We start from the raw sequence: 18,923 nt of genomic DNA, 5'->3' as shown, positions 1-18,923 counted from the left end.
CGCCCTCCCGCCGTCGGTCGGTGGTCAGTTGTGCCCGGGCCCGAGGGCCTTGGGCAGCCGCAGGTTGCGCGGGCCCAGGTAGCGCAGGCGGGGGTGGATGCGCCCCTGCTGGGCCCGCTGCTCCTCGACGTGCGCCAGCCACCCGGGGACCCGGGCCGCGGCGAACATGGGGACGAACAGGTCGGAGGGCATGCCGAGCATGTGGTAGATGGCGGCGGCGTAGCAGTCCACGGTCAGGTAGGGGCGGGGTCCCTTCGACGGGTGGGCGGCGGTCCGCACGGCGTCCAGCACCTCCAGGACCCGTTCGCCGTCGGGGTTGCCGCGCAGCCGCCGGGCCGCCTCGCGCAGCGGCCGGACCCGGGGATCCTCCTCGGCGTACGAGCCGTGCCGGGAGCGCTCCTCGCGGGCCTGGTCGACCCGGCCGCGCAGGTAGGCGGCGGCGGTGGACGGGCTGTCGCCCTCCCGGGCCAGCTCGATGACCTGGTGGGCGGCGCCGCCGTGCAGCGGGCCGGTGAAGGTGGCGAGCGCCACCGTCATGGTGGCGAAGGTGTCGGCGCCGGTGCCGGCCGCGACGCGGGCGGCGAACGCCGAGGCGTTGCAGCCGTGTTCGGCCTGGAGGATGAGGCACAGGTCGACCAGCTTCACCCGCTCCGGGTCGCGGGGCAGGCCCAGCATGTGCAGGATGTTCTCCGCGTGCGACAACTCCGGTTCGGGGCGCGGGAGTCTGCGCCCCGTACGGGCGGCCTGCTGGATGGCGAAGATGGTCGGGATGCGGGCGACGAGCCGTTCCCCGAGGTCGATGTGGGCCGCCGGGTCGGCGTCGGCCTCCGCGGCGACCGCGAGTGCGGACACCGCCGTGCGCAGCACCGAGGCCGTGCTGCAGCCCGAGTTCAGCACGAGGTTGGTGGCGACCATGGAGGGCAGTTCCCGCGCGGCCGCCAGCCGGGCGCGGAAGGCGGTCAGCTCGTCCCGGTCGGGCAGCCAGCCTCGGATCAGCAGGTGGACGACCTCCTCGAACGTCACCCGGCCGATCAGCTCCTGGACGGGATAGCCGCGATAGGCCAGCCGGCCGCGCGCCGGGTCCACCTCGGAGATGCCGGTCTCGCCGATCACCATCTCGGAAGGGGTCTCCGGGGCCGGGGCGGGCCGGTCGGCCGGTCCGGGCAGGGGAGGGGCGATGGCGGACGCGTCCCGCGGGGCCTTCAGCGAGCTGAGCTCGGCCAGCCGTTCGTCGTAGAACTCGCGCAACTGGCCCACGGAGTCGATGCGTTCGATGAGGTGGTCGTCGAGGGTGGTGCCCAGTTCGTGTTCCAGGTGGACCTGGAGCTCCACGGCGCTGAGGTCGTCCCAGCTGGCCACGGCGCGGAGCTGCATCTCGTCGCCGATGAACTCCGACGGCATGTCGAAGACCCGGGACAGCGTGCTGATGACGGGGTGCACCTGGACCATCTCCTTGTCTGGACGTCACTTCTGTCGTTCCGGACGCCGCTTGTCGTGCGGGTGCCGTTCGGGGCCTCGCGTCCCGCGCCCGTGGGCCGGTCCCGCGGCCGGTCGCCGGCCGGGCCCGTGGCCGCCCGCCGGGCCTGACCGCTCCCGTGGCCGCCCGCCGGGCCTGACCGGTCCCGCGGCCGGTCACCCGGCCAGGTCGGTCCGCGGCCCGGTCACCCGGCCAGGTCGGTCCGCGGCCCGGTCACCCGGGCCCGACCGAGCCCGCGGCCCGGTCACCCGGCCAGGTCGGTGGCCTGCTCCGCGGGTTCGGGCATGCGGACCACAGCGGCGGTGTGGCGCGAGGCGACCAGGCCGAGCCGGTGGGGGAAGAGGTGGGGCAGCAACGGGCCGGTCATCGCCGTGGTGATCAGCGCCATGAGGACCATCTCGGTGAACAGCGTCTGGTCGAGCACGCCGAGGTTGAGCCCCACGCCGAGGATGATCAGCTCGGTCAGGCCGCGGGTGTTCATCAGCACGCCCACGCCGGTGGCCTCCCGCCAGCTCAGGCCGAACGACCGGGCGGGCAGGCCGCCGCCGAGCAGCTTGCCGCACACCGCGGCACAGAGGATGAGGGCCAGCTCGCCCCAGGCGGTCGGCGACATGTCCGCGATGTCGACGGAGAGCCCGGTGACGATGAAGTAGACCGGCAGCATCAGCTCCCCGGCGTGCTGCAGCGGCCGGAGCATCCGCTCCTCCAGCAGGACGTGCGGTTTGCGCGGCATGACCAGGCCGAAGGCGAAGGCGCCGAAGATGGGGTGGATGCCGATCTTCGAGGTGGTGTACGCGGAGAGCAGCAGCCCCGCCGTGACCAGGGTCGCGAGGTGGATTCCGGAGCCCCTGCGGATCATCCGGGCCACGGCCCGGGCGAGCAGCGGACGGACGACGACGATCATCGCGGCGCCGTAACCGGCCGACATCCACAGGGTGTCGGTGAACCCGGTGGGGCCGGACGCGGTGACCACCGCGACCACGGCCGCCAGCAGGCACCAGGCGAGCACGTCGCCGAAGGCCGCGCTGGTCAGGGCGAGCGCGCCGACCGCCGTACGGTTGATGCCGTTGTCCTTGAGGATGCGGGCCAGCACCGGGAACGCCGTGATCGACATGCTGACGCCGAGGTAGAGGATGAAGGAGGTCATCGGGACCTTCTCGCCGTCGACCACCGAGTGGTTGTGGTAGAGGAGCGCGGCGACGCCCATGCCGAGGATCAGCGGCGTGAGGATGCTGCCCGCCGTGACGGCGGCCACCGAGCTCTTGCGGCGGCGCATGGAGGCCCAGTCCAGCTCCCATCCGACAGTGAACATGAACAACAGAAGGCCCAGTTGGGCCACCATCGACAGCAAGGGCCGTACATCGTCCGGGAACAGACGGTGCGTCAGGTCACCCGGCAGCAGTCCGAGCAGGCTCGGGCCGAGCAGGATGCCCGCGGTGATCTCGCCGATGACGGCAGGCTGACGGACTCTGCGTGCCAGGTGTGCCAGGGCGGTGCCCGCGATCAGGATGCCGGCGATGCCGGCGATGGCGGTGGCCTGCAGAGACTCGAGCTGGTGCGGTGTCACGGCAGCTCCCTCGGGTGCCTGGTGAGACGAACAAAACTCAACGACCAGTGAACTCAACTGATGGTGAGTTTTGCATGCCGGGCGATGTCGGACAAGGGGCGTCCGGGTGCGGGCGTGGCTCGCGGGCGGGTCCGGACGGGGCTTGCCGGGGTTCTGGCTTCGTGTAAAACTCCTTGCCTGTTGAGTTCATTCTCTGTTGAGTTCTACTCCGGTGGGAAGTCGGGTCCGCCCCGGCACCACCGGCGTGAACCGCGGAAGGTGGTGCCTGCTCATGCGCGAACTGGTGGAGGCGATCGAGTCCCCGGACTCGGTGCCGGCCGACGTGGCGGCCCTGGGGGTTCCCGACTCCTACCGGGCGGCCGTGCTGCACAAGGCGGAGGCGGGCATGTTCGACGGCGTGCCGCTGAGCGACCGGAAACCCGCCGACTCCGTGCACATCGAGGAGGTGCCCACCCCCGAACCGGGCCCCGGCGAGGTCCTGGTGGCGGTCATGGCGAGCGCCGTGAACTACAACACGGTCTGGAGCGCCCTGTTCGCGCCGGTGCCGACCTTCGCCCTGCTGGAGCGCTACGCCCGCATCGGCGGGCTCGCCGCCCGCCACGACCGGCCGTATCACGTCATCGGCTCCGACCTGGCCGGCGTCGTCGTCGCACGCGGCCCCGGCGTACGGCGCTGGAACGTCGGCGACCGCGTCGTGGCGCACTGCGTCTCCGTCGAGCTGGAGGCCGCCGAAGGCCACAGCGACCCCATGCTCGACCCCGAGCAGCGCATCTGGGGCTACGAGACCAATTACGGCGGTCTCGCCGACCTGGCGCTGGTCAAGGCCACCCAGCTGCTGCCCAAGGCGGAGCACCTCACCTGGGAGGAGGCCGCCGCGCCGGGCCTGGTCAACTCCACCGCCTACCGCCAGCTCGTCACCCGCAACGGCGCCGGCCTGAAGCAGGGCGACAACGTGTTGATCTGGGGCGCCGTCGGCGGCCTCGGTTCCTACGCCACCCAGCTCGCGCTGGCGGGCGGCGCGAACCCGATCTGCGTCGTCTCCTCACCCGAGAAGGCCGCCCTGGCGCGCTCGCTGGGCGCGGAGCTGATCATCGACCGGAACGCGGAGGGCTACCGCTTCTGGAGCGACCCGCACACCCAGGACCCGAAGGAGTGGAAGCGCTTCGGCTCCCGCATCCGCGAACTGACCGGCGGCGAGGACGTCGACATCGTCTTCGAGCATCCCGGCCGCGAGACCTTCGGCGCCTCCGTCTACGTCACCCGCAAGGGCGGCACCATCGTCACCTGCGCCTCCACCGCCGGATACGTCCACGAGTACGACAACCGCTACCTGTGGATGTCCCTGAAGCGGATCATCGGCACGCACTGCGCCAACTACCGCGAGGCGTGGGAGGCCAACCGCCTCATCGCCAAGGGCAGGATCCACCCCACCCTGTCGCGCACCTACGCCCTCGACGACGTCGCCCGTGCCGTGGAGTCCATCCACCGCAACGAACACCACGGCAAGGTCGGCGTGCTGTGCCTGGCCCCCGGCGAGGGCCTCGGCGTCCGCGACCCCGAACTGCGCGCCCGCCACGAACCGGCCCTGAACCGCTTCCGGGAGACGGCCACCCCGTCGGACCGGACCCGGCTGAGCGGGGTGGCGGCATGAACGCGGCGGACAACCGGGAAACAGGCGGCACCCGGCAGCCGGCAGCAACCCGGCAGCCGGCAGTCACCCCGCGATCGGCAGTCACCCCGCGATCGGCGGCCACCCCGCGATCGGCGGCCACCCCGGGCCCGGCGGACACCCGCGCCCCGGAGGAGCCGGGCGGTGCCGCGCTCGGGATCGTCGGCGTCGGTGCCATCGGCGGGGCGCTGGTGCGCCGGGCCGTGCTCGCCGGGCACGCCGTCGTCGTACGGGATCCGCGCCCCGACGCGCCGGCCCGGCTCACCGAGCTGTTCGACACGCCCGAGCAGGCCCGGGCCGCCGGCCGGCACATCCGGCTCGCCCGCGGCTGGGCGGAGTTCGCCGCGGCGCGGGTCGTGGTCGAGGCCGTGCCCGAGCGACGGGACGTCAAGACCGAGGTACTGCGCGAACTGGACCGGGTCTGCCCGCCCGACACCGTCCTCGCCACCACCGCCTCGGCGCTCTCCCTCACCGACCTGGCGGCGGCCTCCGGGCGGCCCGGACGACTCGTCGGCCTGCACCTGCCGCTGCCCGCCGCCGGCCTCGCGGAGATCGGCCGCACCGTCATCGCCGACCCGTCCGCCGTGGCCCGCGTACGCGAACTGGTGCGCGCGCTGGGCCTGGAGGCCGTGACCCTGGGCGACCGCCCCGGCCTGGTCTCCGCCTCGCTCCTGTTCGGCTTCCTCAACCAGGCCGTCACCATGTACGAGCGGCGGGCCGCCGGACGCGACGACATCGACGCCGCCATGCGGTACGGCTGCGGGCTGCCCAGCGGCCCGTTCGAACTCCTCGACGTCATCGGCACCGACACCGCCTGCGACGTCCTCGACGCGCTGGCCGTCCGCTACGACGAGCCCGCCTTCGAACCCGCCCGCCGGCTGCGCCACATGGCCCTGGCCGGCCTGCACGGCCGCAAGTCCGGCCGCGGCTTCTACGACTACGGCGACCCGTCCGCCACCGGACCCGCCCCCGCCCGCCGGTCGCAGGGCGCCTCCCCGGTCCGCCGGGTCGGCGTCGTCGGGACCGGCACCATGGCCACCGGCATCGCCGAGGTCTTCGCCAAGGCCGGCGTCGACACCCTCGTCGTCGGCCGGAGCGACGAGCGCGCCAAGTCCGCCTGGGAGGCGGTCGCCGCCTCCACCGGTCGCGCGGTGCGCCGCGGCAAGCTCACCGAGGCGGACCGGACGGCCGCGCTGGAGCGGCTGACTCCGACCGGCGACCTGGACCGGCTCGCCGACCGCGACCTGGTGATCGAGGCCGTCGCGGAGGACCTGGCGGTGAAGAAACCGCTGTTCGCCCGGCTCGGCGCGGTCGGCAGGCCCGGCGCCCTGCTCGCCACGACCACCTCCAGCCTGCCGGTGATCGAGTGCGGGCTCGCCTCCGGGCGGCCCGAGGACGTCATCGGCCTGCACTTCTTCAACCCGGCGCCGGTGATGCGGCTGGTCGAGGTCATCCCCTCCCTGGAGACCGCGCCCCGGCACGTCGACACCGCCCGGGAGGTGTGCCGGCGGCTCGGCAAGCACCCGGTGCAGTGCATGGACCGGCCCGGCTTCATCGTCAACGCGCTCCTGTTCCCCTACCTCAACGGCGCGGTACGGCTCGCCGAGAGCCACTACGCCGGCGCCGACGAGATCGACGCCGTGATGAGGCTGGGCTGCGGCTATCCGCTCGGGCCGTTCGAACTGCTCGACGTGATCGGCCTCGACGTGTCGCTCAGCATCCAGCGCGTCCTGCACGACGCCGACCGCCGCCCGGGGACCGTGCCCGCCCCCCTGCTGGGCCATCTGGTGGCGGCCGGCCGGGCGGGACGCAAGACGGGCGCCGGATTCCGGGTCTACGGCTGAGCCGGGCAACCCCGGCAGGACAGGGAGAACCCCATGAAGAGCACGGGCCCCGAACCCACCGCCCACGGCGAAGCGGCGGACGCCCTCGCCTGGGCGCTGCTGGCCGAACTGATCGGCTGGTCACCGACGTCCGCGGACGTCCTGCCCCCGCACCCGCCGCACGCCCCGACGCCCCCCGCGGAACAGGGGGAGGACCGATGACGACCACGGCCCACCGGCACCCCGGGACCGGCGACGCGCCCGCCCGTACCGTCCGCGAGGCGGCGCTCGCCGCCCGGGCCGCCGCACGCGCCCTCGCCCTCACCACCGGGGCCGAGCGGGACGCCGCGCTGTCCGCGATGGCGCGGCGGCTGACCCTCGACCCGGCCGGCATCCTCGCCGCCAACGAACGGGACCTCGCCGCGGCCCGCGCCGCCGGGCGGTCGGCGACCGTGCTCGACCGGCTGACCCTCACCCGCGGCCAACTCGACGGCCTCGCCGCCATGTTGCGCACCCTCGCGGACCGGCCGGACCCGGTCGGCGACATCGTGAGCGGGGGAGTGCTGCCCAGCGGTCTGGAGGTGCGACGCGTCCGGGTCCCCCTCGGCGTGGTCGGCATGATCTACGAGGGGCGGCCCAACGTCACCGTCGACGCCGCGGGCCTCTGCCTCAAGAGCGCCAACGCCGCCCTCCTGCGCGGCTCCTCGACCGCACGCCACACCAACGCCGCCCTGGTCGCGGCCCTGCGCGAGGCACTCGCCGAGACCGGCGTCCCCGCCGACGCCGTGCAGGTCGTGCCCGGCACGACCCACGACTCCGTACGCGAACTGATGTCCCTGCGGGGCCTGGTGGACGTCCTCGTGCCGCGCGGCGGCGCCGAGCTGATCCAGGCCACGGTGCGGGACGCCGCCGTCCCGGTCATCGAGACGGGCGTCGGCAACTGCCACGTCTACGTCGACGAGCACGCCGACCTCGACAAGGCACTCGCCATCCTCCTCAACGCCAAGACCCAGCGGCCGTCCGTGTGCAACGCCGCCGAGTCCCTGCTGGTGCACGAGGCCGTCGCGGCCGGCTTCCTGCCCCGCGCGCTGCGGGCGCTGACCGAGCACGGCGTGCTGGTGCACGGCGACGCGCGGGTGCGCTCGTTCCACGACGCGGTGGTGCCCGCCGACGACGCGGACTGGGACCGCGAATACCTGGCCCTCGAACTCGCCGCCGCCGTCGTCGGCTCCCTCGACGAGGCGGTCGAGCACATCCGCCGGCACGGCAGCGGCCACACCGAGGCGATCGTCACCGACTCGCAGGCCGCCGCACGCCGCTTCGTCGCGTCGCTGGACACCGCCGTCGTCGCGGTCAACGCCTCCACCCGCTTCGCCGACGGCGGCGAACTCGGCCTCGGCGCCGAACTCGGCATCTCCACCCAGAAACTCCACGCGCGCGGTCCCATGGGGGTGACCGCGCTGACCACCACCAAGTACGTCCTGGTGGGAGACGGTCACATCCGGGGCGGAGCCGCCGCCCCGGTGCCGTAGACGGGAGGTCGGTCCATGTACATACGGATCATCACGGAGACCAGCCCGGCGGGCCGGCTGCTGTACGAGCGCAAGCCGCACGGGGAATTCCGGCCCGCCGTGCCCGAGGCACCGCGCCTGGCCCTCGCCGGCGTGGACGAGGACCCGGCCGAGACCCACATCGTCCGCGGCATCGACTGACGTCTCGCCGCCGGAGCCGGCCGTTCCGGCCCCGGCGGCGAGCCGGCCGGGTCCGGTCCGTGCGGATCGTGCCGGGTCCGGTCCGTGCGGACCGGGCCGTCGGCACGGGCGCCGGCCGTCGGCACGGCGGCGACCGCCGCGGTGGCGACGAAGAACCTGCGCGTCGACATGGGTGTTGCCCCCGACGACCGGTCGTCACCGGAAGCGGTCGGCAGCGGCGTCCTTCCTGTGGTGGTCACGAGGGCGCTTCGACGTACCTCCCCGGGCTCCCCTCCAGGCGCCGCCGGTGGTCCGCCGGCGCCGCCCGGAGGGGAGCGCGGCCCACCTGGCCGAACCCCGTCCCACCCGCCGTCGACGCCCCCCACGAACCACCGCGGTATCCACCCGAAGCCTCCAACACCCGTACTCTCGCAACAGGTTGACACCCCCCACCCCCCTCGACGGCCCGCCGCCTCCCTGTGCACCCGCCCCTCGCCGTAAGGTCCGGGGCCTGGTGGAACGGGAAGGCGGCTGCTGCTCGTTCCTCGCCTTCGGCGTCACCCGGACGGCGGTGCCCTGCTGCCGGACATCGCGGTGGAAGCACGAGGGCCGGGTCGTCCGCCGGCCGGTCCGGCCCTCCGGCCGGTGGACGCACCGTGGGGCGTCGGCGGCCGGCCCGGAGCCGGGCAAGGTTCCCCGGGCGCCGGGCGGGGGCTCGGACCGGCCGGGTGTCAGCTCGCCGGCCGGCGCGGCGGCAGGCCCGCGGGCTCGCCGGGCCGGGCGGAATCGTGGACGGGCACCTCGCGGGCGGGCCGGACCCGTACGCTGACCCGTCGGCGCAGCTGGGCCGGGAACCCGGCGCGGGCGGCGGCCGGCAGCAGCACCAGGTCGTCCTGGCCGACCACCTCACGGCCCGAGCGGCCGCGCAGCAGGGCGAGTTCCTGGACGGCGAGCGAGGACAGCCCGCGGCCGACCACCCGGCCCGCCTCGTCCACCAGTTCCACCGGGTCGCCGGCCACGAAGTGCCCCTCGACCCGGATGACGCCTTCCGCGGGCAGCGGCCCGCGCCCCTGCACCAGCGCGTGCACGGCCCCGTCGCTGAGCTGCACCGTCCCGCGCGGGCTGCTGGCGTGCTCCAGCCACAGCAGATGGTCGGCGCCCCGGTCGCCGGTGCGGTGGAACAGCGTTCCCGTCTCCCGCCCGGCCAGCGCGTCCGCGGCGTGCCGGGCGGCCGTCAGCACGACGGGGACGCCCGCGGCGGTCGCGATCCGCGCCGCCTCCACCTTGGTCACCATGCCACCGGTGCCGACGCCGCTGCCCGTACCGCCGATCTCCACGTCCCGCAGGTCCTGCGGGCCGCGCACCTCGCGCAGCCGCCGGGTCCCGGGCCGGCGCGGGTCGCCGTCGTACAGTCCGTCGATGTCCGACAGCAGCACCAGCAGGTCGGCCCTGACCAGGTGGGCGACCAGCGCCGCGAGCCGGTCGTTGTCGCCGAACCGGATCTCGGCGGTGGCCACGGTGTCGTTCTCGTTGACGACCGGCACCGCGCCCATGGTCAGCACCTGGGCCAGCGCGCGGTGGGCGTTGCGGTACTGGGTGCGGCGGCCCATGTCGTCGGCGGTCAGCAGGACCTGGCCCACCCGCAGGCCGTAGCGGGCGAAGGAGGCGGTGTAGCGGGCCACCAGCAGCCCCTGCCCGACGCAGGCCGCCGCCTGCTGGCGGGCCAGGTCCGCGGGCCGTTCGGTCAGGCCCAGCGGGGCGAGACCGGCGGCGATCGCGCCCGAGGAGACCAGGACGATCTCCGCGCCCGCGACCCGGGTCCGGGCGAGCACGTCCACCAGGGCGTCCACCCGGTCGGAGTCGAGTCCGCCGAGCGCGGTCGTCAGCGACGACGAGCCCACCTTCACCACGATCCGGCGCGCCGCCAGCACGTCGCTGCGCAGCCCTGTCTCACCGTCCGGGCCGGTGTGCGGGCGCGTCACCGCGCTGTCGCCATCGGCTCGGCGGGACGGGGGCGGGAGCCACCGGGCGGATCTTCGGGCCGCCGCAGTTCGCGCAGCAGCGCGTGCACCGTCTCCACGACCAGCACGGGCCGCTCGTACGGCAGGTCGTGGCCCTGGTGCGGCACCGTCTGCAGGACGGCGCCGGGGATGTCGTCGGCCAGCCGCGCGGCCTGCTGCGGCGGGGTGTACGCGTCGAGGGCGCCGACCAGGACGCGGGTGGGCACCCGGCCCAGCGCGCCCAGGCGTCCGGCGCAGTCATGGGTGGTCAGGGCGGCGTAGAACTCGGCGACCGTCAACGGCGGGATGTCGCGCAGCGCACGCGCGTCGGTGCGGACGCCCTCGCCCCGCGGCCCCGCGCCGAACAGCGCGCGCCACACGGGAGCGGTCGACGGGTGGGTGAGCGGGCCGGTGAGCAGCCGGTGCACGGTGCGGGCCCAGCCGGGGGAGCGCAGCAGACCGGCGGCGACCGCCCGGCGCCCGGCGTCGGCCCGGCGCCGCGCCTGCCCTTCGTGGGGCGTGGCGGGCGCCGCCCCGACCTGGTCGAGGCAGGTCGAGATCAGTGCGACGCCGGCCACCCGCGCCTCGAACATGCCGGGCCGGTGCGCGGCGAGCTGCTGGATCGCCATGCCGCCCATCGAGTGGCCGACCAGCACCACGGGACCGTCGAGCCCGGCGGTGGTCTCGGTCAGCACGCGGCCGAGGTCGCGGCCGAGGAGGGCCATGTCGAGCAGGGCGGTGCCACGGGTCGAACGGCCGTGACCGCGCTGGTCGTAGCTGACCGTGCGCACCGCCGGGAAGCCGGGGCGGGGCCGGGTCAGCGCGTCGATGTGTGGCCGCCAGCCGCGGGCGGACAGGGTCCAGCCGTGGCACAGCACGACCGTGGCCCGGGCGTCGGGTGCGCCGTGGGTTTCCACGACGATCTCGGCGCCGTCGTCGGTGGTGACGGTCCGGGTCAGCAGGCGCGGCGGCGCCGAGGTGAGCGCGCTCATGACGCCCGCACGACGCCGGCGCCGGCCGCGCCGCCCAGCCGCACCCAGCGCCGGGGGCCGCGGGGCCGGTCCGGTTCCGCCGCGCGGGCCTTCGGCACTCGGGTGTCCGGCGTACGGGTGCCGGTCACGGGGGCGCCGGCGGCTGGGCCGTCGGGCGTACGGGTACCGGGCGGGGCCGGCCGCACGGTGCGGACCGCGGGCGTGGCCGGCCCGCCCGGGGGACGGATGCCGTCACGCGTCCCGGTGGCCGCGGCCTCGGGCGCACCCGCCCGCGCCGCCGGCGTGCGCGTCCTGCCCGCGGGGACCTTCGCCGGGCTGAATCCCGGCATCCGGTGCACCGGTCCGCGGGTGCAGGCGGAGGCGTACTCCGCCGCGCGCCAGGCCTGCTGGACCTGGCTGAAGGTGAGCCCCAGCGCGGCGGCGATCCGGCCCGGTTCCCACCCGTTCCGGTGCAGGAACCACACGTACGCCGGCCGTTCCCGCGGCGGTGCGGTGATCCGGCGTCCGCCGCGGGCGAGGAACGTGGCCAGTTCGCCGGGTATCTCCCGCAACGAGGCGGCGACCCGCAGCACTTCGCGCCGTTCCCGCACGGTGAGCCCGCCCCAGATGCCCGTGCTCTCCTCGTGCAGCAGCGCCTCGCGCAGACATTCGCGGGTCACCGGGCAGCGGGCGCACAGGCGTTTGGCGGCCGTCTCGCGGTCGGAGTCGTCGGTGCCGCCGGCGGGCGGGAAGAAGGTCTCGGGGTCGGCGTCGCGGCAGACCGCGCGCTCCACCCAGGGGTCGGTGTCCGCGCGGTGGCGCGCCGGTGCGTACATGGCGGTCGGCCCTTTCTCGGTGTGGAGCGGGTCGCTCGTCCGCCAAGACTAAACTCAACATGCGATGATTTCAATGCATGTTGACATCCATTCGCGAAGCGGCCGGCCGCGAGGGGAAAGTGATTGAGAGCTGGACCAATATGTCCGCCCGGCCGATTCCACGAGCGTTGAAATTCGGTCTTGCCGCGGCACCCGCTCTGCCGTACGGTCACGTCAGGGACACGCTCTGAAGCCCAGGACCGGCCGAGGGCATGTCCACCGGTGTGCCCGGGCCGCTCCTGTCCGGGTGCCGGTCAGCCACGGCACAGCCGACGGCGCAGACCCCAAGGGTCAGCTTCGGGCCGCCGCGTGCCGGTAGGTACAGCGATCTCAGCTCCGCATCTTTCTTTCCGCGCTGCGAAGGCGCTCCCACGGGGGGAGCACTGTCAGACACCGGGGGTGTTCGGCGTGCGCAGACTTCCACGGCAACGGGTCGCTCCACCACGGCGTGGTGGCAGCCCGGGCGCGGACGGACCTGGCGGGTGTGACCGGCCCGCACCTCCCCTGCAGGCTTCCCACAGTCTTGGAGTCGTCGTGCGAGTCGTCAGTGCCCCTGTCGTCGTTCTGCCCCGCCATCAGGTCACCACGGAGGAAGTCCTCGAGCGCATCACCGAGCTGTACGCCGACCACCCCAGGTGCGCCCACATCCGCCGGACCATCGCCGCCACCACCGTGCGGACGCGCTGGTACACCCGGCCCCTCGCGGAGCAGATGCGCGGCGACTGGTCACTCGCGGTGCGCACCCGCGAACACCTCGCCGACTCCCTGGAACTCGCGGAGAAGGCCGCCCGCACCACCTTGCGGGAGGCGGGCCTGGAGCCGTCCGACGTCGACGCCCTGGTGGTCGTCAGCGCCACCGGGCACACGACGCCCGGACTGGACGTCCTGTTGATGGCGAGACTGGGGCTGCCGCCGTCGGTGCGCCGCATACCGGTGACGCAACTGGGCTGCACCGGAGGGGTGTTCGGCATCTCGATGGCGGCGGAGCTGGTGGCCGCCCGACCGGACGCGACCGTTCTCGTCGTGTGCGCCGACGTGTTCAGCCACTACCTGCACCGCGCCGACACGGGCATGGACGGCATGATCTTCAAGGGGATCCTGGGTGACGGAGCCGGTGCCTGCGTGGTCCGCTCCCGGGCGAACGGCCCGCACATGGAGCTCACCCACTCCTGGGAATGCGTCCAGCCCCTCAGTCACGACATCGTCGGTTCGCACCTGGACGGCGACGGGTTCCACGCCCACAACTCCCCGGATCTGGTGCGCGCGATCCGGGGAGTCATGCCGCGGCTGAACGAGTGGCTGGCGCGCACCGCCCCCGCCGGCTCCGACGGCACTCCCGAGTTCGTCGTCTCGCACACCGGGAGTCCCAAGGTCCTGGATGCCCTCGTCGAGGGCATCGGGTGCCCGCCCGCGTTGTTCGGGCTGGCCCGCGACTCGCTGCGCGAGGTGGGCAATCTCGGTTCCGCCTCGGTGCTGGAGGTGCTGGAGAGGGCCTTCGCGAAGCCGCCCGCCGACGGAGCGCACGGTCTGGCGCTCGGGGTCGGACCAGGGGTCTCCGTGATGGCGGTGCGCACTGTCTGGAGGGACGGCGTCTGACGGCCGACCGTCCGGACCGTTCGCCGGTGCCCCGCTCGGCCGCGGGTCAGTCCTGCGGCCCGAGCGGCTCCAGTTCGACGGACAGCCGCAGCTCCAGCGACGGCACCACCCAGGAGAGGAACTCCTCGAAGGTCATCTCCGCCAGCGGGTTCAGCCTGAGGATGTAGCGCATGATGGCCAGGCCGGCCAGATGACTGGCGGCCAGTGCCGCTCGCACCTCGGAGTCGGGGCGGTCCCGGTAACCGCTCCGGCTCGCCCAGCCTTTGGCGCTCGCCTCGACACGGGCCCGGAGGACGTCCGAGGTCGCGCTGTCGGCCAGCCCCGCCCGGTAGATGGCGGTCATGGCGTAGCGGGTCCGCTCGTTCTCCCAGAACTCCAGGTACCTGCGGGCGATCCAGACGGCCTCCGAGGTGCCCGTCTGCGATTCCGGCATGGTGTCGAAGGTCGTGGAGACGCTGAAGGGCGAATTGACCGCGGCGTCGAACACCCCTTCCTTGTTGCCGAAGAAGTGGTGGACGAGTGCCGGGTCCACGCCCGCGTCCTCGGCGATCGCGCGGATCGTGGTCCTGGCGTAGCCGCGGTCCGCGAAGAGGTGGAGCGCCGACTCGAGGATCTGCTCGCGGGTGCCGCTGTCGCCGGGGCGGCGCCCGCTGCGGGCCCGCTGCGGGCGGGTCCGCTTCGCGGTGGAGGTGGCCGTCCGGGAGGCGGGGGTGGACTTGCGTGCGGGGGTGGCGGAACTGTCCGTGCCCTTGGATGTCATGGGATCACTGCACTTCAACGAGGCTTGCCGACCGATAATTCACTGCATAGTGAATACACTCTATCAGGCGGGGCCCGTGGAGACCATCCGTGGGCGGCAGTCGAAGGCCGACGGCGGGGGTCGGGGCGCTCCTCGTCGTGCCGTTGCCGGACTCATCCGGCGGACGCGGTGCCCAGTAGCGTAGCCCGCAGTCCAGGCGTGATCGTCTCTATCACCGTGCCGACGTCCACGGACACCAGCGTCCTGACCCCGAGCAGGTGCCGGGCTATCGCCGTCCCGCCGAGCTGCGCGCCGAAGAGCGCGGTGCGCAGCTCCGGGTCGTCGCCGCCGAGGCCCTGGTCCACCGCCGAGTTGAGGGTCTCCGCGACGCGTGCGCGCAGGACCGCCGAGGCCTCCTTGTCGGCGAGTCCGATCCGGTACACCTGCACCAGCGGGGACTCCTCCTCCTCGCCGGGCTCCCACAGGGCCAGGTAGGTGCGCGCGATACGGGCGGGGAGGTCCTCGTTCACGCCCTCGGCCAGCGCGGGGCCCAGCAGCCCGGCGACCCTGACGGTCCGCTCGACGAGCGCGCCGAACACCGCGGCCTTGTCCGGCAGCAGTTCGCGGGCGTACGCGGGGTCCAGGCCGGCCGCCGCGGCGAGGTCCGAGAAGTCGGTCCCGCGGTAGCCGAGTTCGGTGAAGACCACGCGGCCCGCGGAGATCAGGGACTGGGTCGCCTCGATCCGGGCGTCCTCCGTGCTCACTTCGCTGATGGTGGTCATGCTCCGCAACCCCCGTCTTGGTGTGACCGTCCGGACGGCGCCCTGGTGCGCCGACCGGTAATTCACGAGCAAGTGAACTCTCTGTGTGTTGAATTAGTCAAGCGCCTCTGCGATGATTTCAACGAATGGTGAGTTATTGAGGCTCGCCGTTGCCCGAGGAGGAACCGTGCAGTCCATCGGCATCACCGGAGTGGGCTCGTACCTGCCCGAGACGGTCATCAGCAACGAGGAGATCGCGCACGACGCCGGCGTGACCGACGAGTGGATCGTCCGCAAGACCGGCATCCGTGAGCGGCGCCGGGCCGCTCCCCACGAGGCCACCTCGGACCTGGCCGCGGCGGCCGCCCGGGAGGCACTGGACCGCGCCGGTCTGACGGCCGACCGGCTCGCGTACGTCGTCGTCGCCACCTCCACCCCCGACCACCCCCAGCCCGCCACCGCGGCCCTCGTCCAGGACCGCATCGGCGCCCACCGGGCCGCCGCCTTCGACGTCAACGCGGTGTGCAGCGGCTTCGTCTACGCCCTGAAGACCGTGGAGAAACTGCTGGCCGGCGCCGGCCCCGGCGAGCAGCGGCACGGACTGGTGATCGGCGCCGACCTCTACTCCCGCATCCTCGACTACAGCGACCGCCGCACCGCCGTCCTCTTCGGCGACGGCGCCGGCGCGGTCGTCCTCGGCCCCGTCCCGGCGGGCCGGGGACTGCGCCACGTCTCCCTGGCCACCCGCGGCGACGCGCACCGGCTGATCGGGGTGGAGGCCGGCGGCAGCCGCCGCCCCGCCTCTCCCCGCACGGTCACCGAAGGCGGCCACTACTTCCGCATGGACGGACGGGCGGTGCGCTCCTTCGTCCAGCGCACCCTGCCGCAGGAGATCGAGCGTCTGCTGCGCGGCGCCGCCGTCCCCGCGGACGCCGTCCAGCACTTCGTGCCCCACCAGGCCAACGGCATCATGCTCGCCGAGCTGTGGCCCGACCTCGGCCTGCACGGCGCCGCCCTGCACCTCACCCTGGAGCGATACGCGAACACCGGGGCCGCCTCCGTGCCCGTCACCCTGGCCGAGATGGACCGCACCGGCGCGGTCGCCCCCGGCGAACTCGTCGTCCTCGCCGCGTTCGGCGGCGGCATGAGCGTCGGCACGGCCCTGCTGGATTGGACGATGGGCGACGCGGTCCGGGCGATGCCCGAACTCCTCGCCACGGTGGCGTCATGACCGCCCACGGCGTACAGGGCCGGGCGGCCGCCCTGCGGGCGCTCAAGGAGCAGATCGCGCAGGGGGACGAGAAGGCGACCGCGGCGCAGCACGCCAAGGGCAAGCTGACCGCCCGCGAACGCATCGCCCTGCTCCTGGACGAGGGCTCGTTCACCGAGGCGGAGCCCCTGCGCCGCCACCGCGCCACCGGCTTCGGACTGGAGGACCGGCGTCCCCACACCGACGGCGTGATCACCGGCTGGGGCACCGTGCACGGCCGTACCGTCTTCGTCTACGCCCACGACTTCCGTATCTTCGGCGGCGCCCTCGGTGAGGCGCACGCCCAGAAGATCCACCGCATCATGGACCGCGCCCTGGCCGCCGGCGCCCCGCTGGTCTCCCTCAACGACGGCGCGGGCGCCCGCATCCAGGAGGGCGTCACCGCGCTGGCCGGCTACGGCGGCATCTTCCGGCGCAACACCAAGGCTTCCGGCGTCATCCCGCAGATCTCGGTGATGCTCGGCCCGTGCGCGGGCGGCGCGGCCTACAGCCCCGCCCTCACCGACTTCGTCTTCATGGTCCGCGAGACCTCGCAGATGTTCATCACCGGACCCGACGTCGTCCAGGCCGTCACCGGCGAGCGGGTGTCCATCGGCGGTCTCGGCGGCGCCGACGTGCACGCCGAGGTGTCCGGTGTCGCGCACTTCGCCTACGACGACGAGGAGACCTGCATCGAGGAGGTCCGCTACCTGCTCTCCCTCCTCCCGCAGAACAACCGCGAGACACCACCCGCCACCCCGCCGGAGGACCCGGCGGACCGCCCCACGGACGCCCTGCTCGACCTCGTCCCCGCCGACGGCAACCGCCCCTACGACATGCGGCGCGTCATCGAGGAGATCGTCGACGACGGCGAGGTCCTCGAAGTCCACGAACGGTGGGCGGCCAACGTCATCTGCGCGCTCGCCCGCCTCGGCGGCCAGGTGGTGGGCATCGTCGCCAACCAGCCACTGGTCCAGGCCGGCGTGCTCGACATCGACGCCAGCGAAAAAGCGGCCCGCTTCGTCCAGCTGTGCGACGCCTTCAGCATCCCCCTGGTCACCCTGGTCGACGTCCCCGGCTTCCTGCCCGGCGTCGACCAGGAACACAACGGCATCATCCGGCGCGGCGCCAAACTGCTCTACGCCTACTGCAACGCCACCGTCCCCCGCGTCTCCCTGATCCTGCGCAAGGCCTACGGCGGCGCCTACATCGTCATGGACTCCCGCTCCATCGGCGCCGACCTCACCTACGCCTGGCCCACCAACGAGATCGCGGTCATGGGCGCCGAAGGCGCCGCCAACGTCATCTTCCGCCGCCGGATCAAGAACGCCGACGACCCCGACGCCATGCGCCGCCAGCTGGTCAAGGAGTACCAGGCCGAGCTGATGCACCCCTACCACGCGGCCGAACGCGGCCTGCTCGACGACGTCGTGGACCCGGCCGACACCCGCCGCGTGCTGATCGAGGGCCTGCGCATGCTGCGCACCAAGCACGCCGAAATGGCCTCCCGCAAGCACGGCAACCCGCCCCAGTAGAAGGAGCCCCAGATGACCGCACCACTCGTCCGCGTGGTCCGGGGCGGCGAACTCGGCGCCGAGGAACTCGCCGCCCTCACCGCCGTCCTGCTCTCCCGCGCCGCCGCGGCGCGACATCACGAACACGAGACGGTACAGGTCGTGCCGCTCTGGGAGCGGGCCTACCGCTCACCGGTGAGCTGGCGCGACTGACGGTGTGTCCAGCGCGAGCCGCATCGACGGCGCGACCAGCTCGGCCAGGGCCGGCACCGACAGTTCGGCGATCGGCCTCAGCCGCAGCACGTACCGCGTGAACGCCACGCCGAGCAGCTGGGCGGCCAGCAGCCCGCTGCCGGCGGCGGCGCGTTCATGCCCGAGCACGCCGCTCAGGCAACTGGTGAACTGCTCGTGCAGCATCTGCCGCAGCCGCTCGGCGGCCCGCTCGTTGGTCGCCGCGCACCGCAGCAGCAGCCGCAGGGACCCCTCGGCGGAGTCCTCCTCCCACGGTGCCAGGAAGTGGGCGATCAGACACTGCGGCAACTGCTCCGGGTCGGTCCCCGTGAGGTCGGGCAGCCCCAGATCCAGATCGAGCGCCGCGTCGAACAGCCGCTCCTTGCTGCCGAAGTACCGCATCACCATCGAGGGGTCGATCGAGGCGTCGGCCGCGATGGCCCTGATCGTGGCCCGCTGATACCCGTCAGCGGCGAACCGCACCCGAGCGGCCCGCAGTATCCCCTCACGCGTACGCCGCGCCCGAGTCATCAGCCCTCTCCTCCCGCACAAACCGAAGACCCCCATTCCCGCAGGTCAGGAACGCACCGCCGGCCTGGAACGGGCCGTCGCCCGCGCACGGCGGGAAGGGGACGGGACGGGGGTGTTCGCCCGCAGCGGTTGGCGCGTCAACGCCAGTACCACTCGAACGCCCGATTCCGCGCCGTTCCGAGGACGGACACCCCCGCCCCGGCCCCGACCCACCCCCCACCACCCGCGC

17 protein-coding genes are annotated in these 18,923 nt (G+C 73.7%); 9 read left to right on the top strand and 8 right to left on the bottom strand.

All coding sequences use genetic code 11. The features are described from left to right. Positions 1-24 precede the first annotated feature (24 nt). Together VKA29_RS08910 and VKA29_RS08905 are read right to left on the bottom strand one after the other, a co-directional pair. Complete coding sequence (locus VKA29_RS08910; protein WP_324784721.1) at positions 25-1,440, bottom strand: citrate/2-methylcitrate synthase; 1,416 nt, start codon at positions 1,438-1,440, stop codon at positions 25-27. Positions 1,441-1,721: 281 nt separating this feature from the next. Continuing rightward, positions 1,722-3,044 carry a cation:proton antiporter gene (locus VKA29_RS08905; protein ID WP_324784720.1) on the bottom strand — a complete coding sequence of 441 codons (1,323 nt, stop codon included), beginning with the start codon at positions 3,042-3,044 and terminating at the stop codon, positions 1,722-1,724. A 271-nt stretch (positions 3,045-3,315) separates the two neighbouring features. Between VKA29_RS08905 and ccrA the strand changes: the two genes are divergently transcribed. The 5 genes from ccrA to VKA29_RS08880 are packed head-to-tail and all read left to right on the top strand — an operon-like array spanning position 3,316 to position 8,248. Beyond that, positions 3,316-4,695 (top strand): crotonyl-CoA carboxylase/reductase, encoded by a 1,380-nt coding sequence (gene ccrA, locus VKA29_RS08900; RefSeq protein ID WP_324784719.1) that lies wholly within the window; start codon positions 3,316-3,318, stop codon positions 4,693-4,695. Beyond that, complete coding sequence (locus VKA29_RS08895; RefSeq protein WP_324784718.1) at positions 4,692-6,557, top strand: 3-hydroxyacyl-CoA dehydrogenase family protein; 1,866 nt, start codon at positions 4,692-4,694, stop codon at positions 6,555-6,557. The genes ccrA and VKA29_RS08895 overlap by 4 nt, the downstream gene beginning before the upstream one ends. A 33-nt stretch (positions 6,558-6,590) precedes the next feature. Beyond that, entirely contained in the window at positions 6,591-6,758 is a 168-nt protein-coding gene (locus VKA29_RS08890; RefSeq protein ID WP_324784717.1) for a hypothetical protein, read from the top strand. Next, positions 6,755-8,068: a glutamate-5-semialdehyde dehydrogenase gene (locus tag VKA29_RS08885; protein ID WP_324784716.1), complete on the top strand. Its 1,314-nt coding sequence runs from the start codon at positions 6,755-6,757 to the stop codon at positions 8,066-8,068. Before VKA29_RS08890 ends, VKA29_RS08885 begins: the two co-directional genes overlap by 4 nt. Before the next feature lie 15 nt (positions 8,069-8,083). After that, the gene (locus VKA29_RS08880; protein WP_324784715.1) at positions 8,084-8,248 is read left to right on the top strand and encodes a hypothetical protein; all 165 of its coding nucleotides are present in this window, start codon (positions 8,084-8,086) and stop codon (positions 8,246-8,248) included. A 710-nt stretch (positions 8,249-8,958) separates the two neighbouring features. Here the strand turns inward: VKA29_RS08880 and proB are convergent. Genes proB through VKA29_RS08865 form a run of 3 tightly spaced genes read right to left on the bottom strand, consistent with a single transcriptional unit; the run spans position 8,959 to position 12,034 of the window. Continuing rightward, complete coding sequence (proB, locus tag VKA29_RS08875; RefSeq protein WP_420718464.1) at positions 8,959-10,209, bottom strand: glutamate 5-kinase; 1,251 nt, start codon at positions 10,207-10,209, stop codon at positions 8,959-8,961. Then, positions 10,206-11,219, bottom strand: coding sequence for an alpha/beta hydrolase (locus VKA29_RS08870; protein ID WP_324784714.1), 1,014 nt, complete (start codon positions 11,217-11,219; stop codon positions 10,206-10,208). Before VKA29_RS08870 ends, proB begins: the two co-directional genes overlap by 4 nt. Then, a complete protein-coding gene (locus VKA29_RS08865; RefSeq protein WP_324784713.1) occupies positions 11,216-12,034 on the bottom strand; it encodes a WhiB family transcriptional regulator in 819 nt (272 codons plus the stop codon). Before VKA29_RS08865 ends, VKA29_RS08870 begins: the two co-directional genes overlap by 4 nt. A gap of 573 nt (positions 12,035-12,607) precedes the next feature. Between VKA29_RS08865 and VKA29_RS08860 the strand changes: the two genes are divergently transcribed. Continuing rightward, a complete protein-coding gene (locus VKA29_RS08860) occupies positions 12,608-13,669 on the top strand; it encodes a PhlD (protein ID WP_324784712.1) in 1,062 nt (353 codons plus the stop codon). Between the two features lie 46 nt (positions 13,670-13,715). On the opposite strand, the gene VKA29_RS08855 is transcribed toward VKA29_RS08860, so the two are convergent. Then, positions 13,716-14,429, bottom strand: coding sequence for a TetR/AcrR family transcriptional regulator (locus tag VKA29_RS08855; protein WP_324784711.1), 714 nt, complete (start codon positions 14,427-14,429; stop codon positions 13,716-13,718). A gap of 152 nt (positions 14,430-14,581) precedes the next feature. Next, complete coding sequence (locus VKA29_RS08850; protein ID WP_324784709.1) at positions 14,582-15,190, bottom strand: hypothetical protein; 609 nt, start codon at positions 15,188-15,190, stop codon at positions 14,582-14,584. A 166-nt stretch (positions 15,191-15,356) separates the two neighbouring features. On the opposite strand from VKA29_RS08850, the gene VKA29_RS08845 reads away from it, so the two are divergent. From VKA29_RS08845 to VKA29_RS08835, 3 genes are read left to right on the top strand one after another with little or no spacing between them, the layout of a single operon-like run. Beyond that, positions 15,357-16,400, top strand: a complete 1,044-nt coding sequence (locus tag VKA29_RS08845) for a ketoacyl-ACP synthase III (protein ID WP_324784707.1) — start codon at positions 15,357-15,359, stop codon at positions 16,398-16,400. Further along, positions 16,397-17,953 (top strand): acyl-CoA carboxylase subunit beta, encoded by a 1,557-nt coding sequence (locus VKA29_RS08840; RefSeq protein WP_324784706.1) that lies wholly within the window; start codon positions 16,397-16,399, stop codon positions 17,951-17,953. Before VKA29_RS08845 ends, VKA29_RS08840 begins: the two co-directional genes overlap by 4 nt. 12 nt (positions 17,954-17,965) lie before the next feature. Further along, positions 17,966-18,145: an acyl-CoA carboxylase subunit epsilon gene (locus tag VKA29_RS08835; protein ID WP_324784704.1), complete on the top strand. Its 180-nt coding sequence runs from the start codon at positions 17,966-17,968 to the stop codon at positions 18,143-18,145. On the opposite strand, the gene VKA29_RS08830 is transcribed toward VKA29_RS08835, so the two are convergent. Further along, complete coding sequence (locus VKA29_RS08830; protein ID WP_324784703.1) at positions 18,122-18,694, bottom strand: TetR family transcriptional regulator; 573 nt, start codon at positions 18,692-18,694, stop codon at positions 18,122-18,124. The two genes, VKA29_RS08835 and VKA29_RS08830, sit on opposite strands and share 24 nt — an antisense overlap. Positions 18,695-18,923 lie beyond the last annotated feature (229 nt).

This window comes from Streptomyces sp. H51 (genome assembly GCF_035656535.1).
In the GTDB taxonomy this organism is placed as follows: Bacteria; Actinomycetota; Actinomycetes; order Streptomycetales; family Streptomycetaceae; genus Streptomyces.
This window is presented reverse-complemented; position numbering and strand designations above follow the sequence as displayed.

Coding starts and splice junctions, on each gene's coding strand:
- VKA29_RS08840 (WP_324784706.1), top strand. CDS start 16,397: ATGACCGCCCACGGCGTACAGGGCCGGGCGGCCGCCCTGCGGGCGCTC.
- VKA29_RS08880 (WP_324784715.1), top strand. CDS start 8,084: ATGTACATACGGATCATCACGGAGACCAGCCCGGCGGGCCGGCTGCTG.
- VKA29_RS08885 (WP_324784716.1), top strand. CDS start 6,755: ATGACGACCACGGCCCACCGGCACCCCGGGACCGGCGACGCGCCCGCC.
- VKA29_RS08895 (WP_324784718.1), top strand. CDS start 4,692: ATGAACGCGGCGGACAACCGGGAAACAGGCGGCACCCGGCAGCCGGCA.
- VKA29_RS08855 (WP_324784711.1), bottom strand. CDS start 14,429: ATGACATCCAAGGGCACGGACAGTTCCGCCACCCCCGCACGCAAGTCC.
- VKA29_RS08835 (WP_324784704.1), top strand. CDS start 17,966: ATGACCGCACCACTCGTCCGCGTGGTCCGGGGCGGCGAACTCGGCGCC.
- VKA29_RS08850 (WP_324784709.1), bottom strand. CDS start 15,190: ATGACCACCATCAGCGAAGTGAGCACGGAGGACGCCCGGATCGAGGCG.
- VKA29_RS08865 (WP_324784713.1), bottom strand. CDS start 12,034: ATGTACGCACCGGCGCGCCACCGCGCGGACACCGACCCCTGGGTGGAG.
- VKA29_RS08870 (WP_324784714.1), bottom strand. CDS start 11,219: ATGAGCGCGCTCACCTCGGCGCCGCCGCGCCTGCTGACCCGGACCGTC.
- VKA29_RS08830 (WP_324784703.1), bottom strand. CDS start 18,694: ATGACTCGGGCGCGGCGTACGCGTGAGGGGATACTGCGGGCCGCTCGG.
- ccrA (WP_324784719.1), top strand. CDS start 3,316: ATGCGCGAACTGGTGGAGGCGATCGAGTCCCCGGACTCGGTGCCGGCC.
- VKA29_RS08890 (WP_324784717.1), top strand. CDS start 6,591: ATGAAGAGCACGGGCCCCGAACCCACCGCCCACGGCGAAGCGGCGGAC.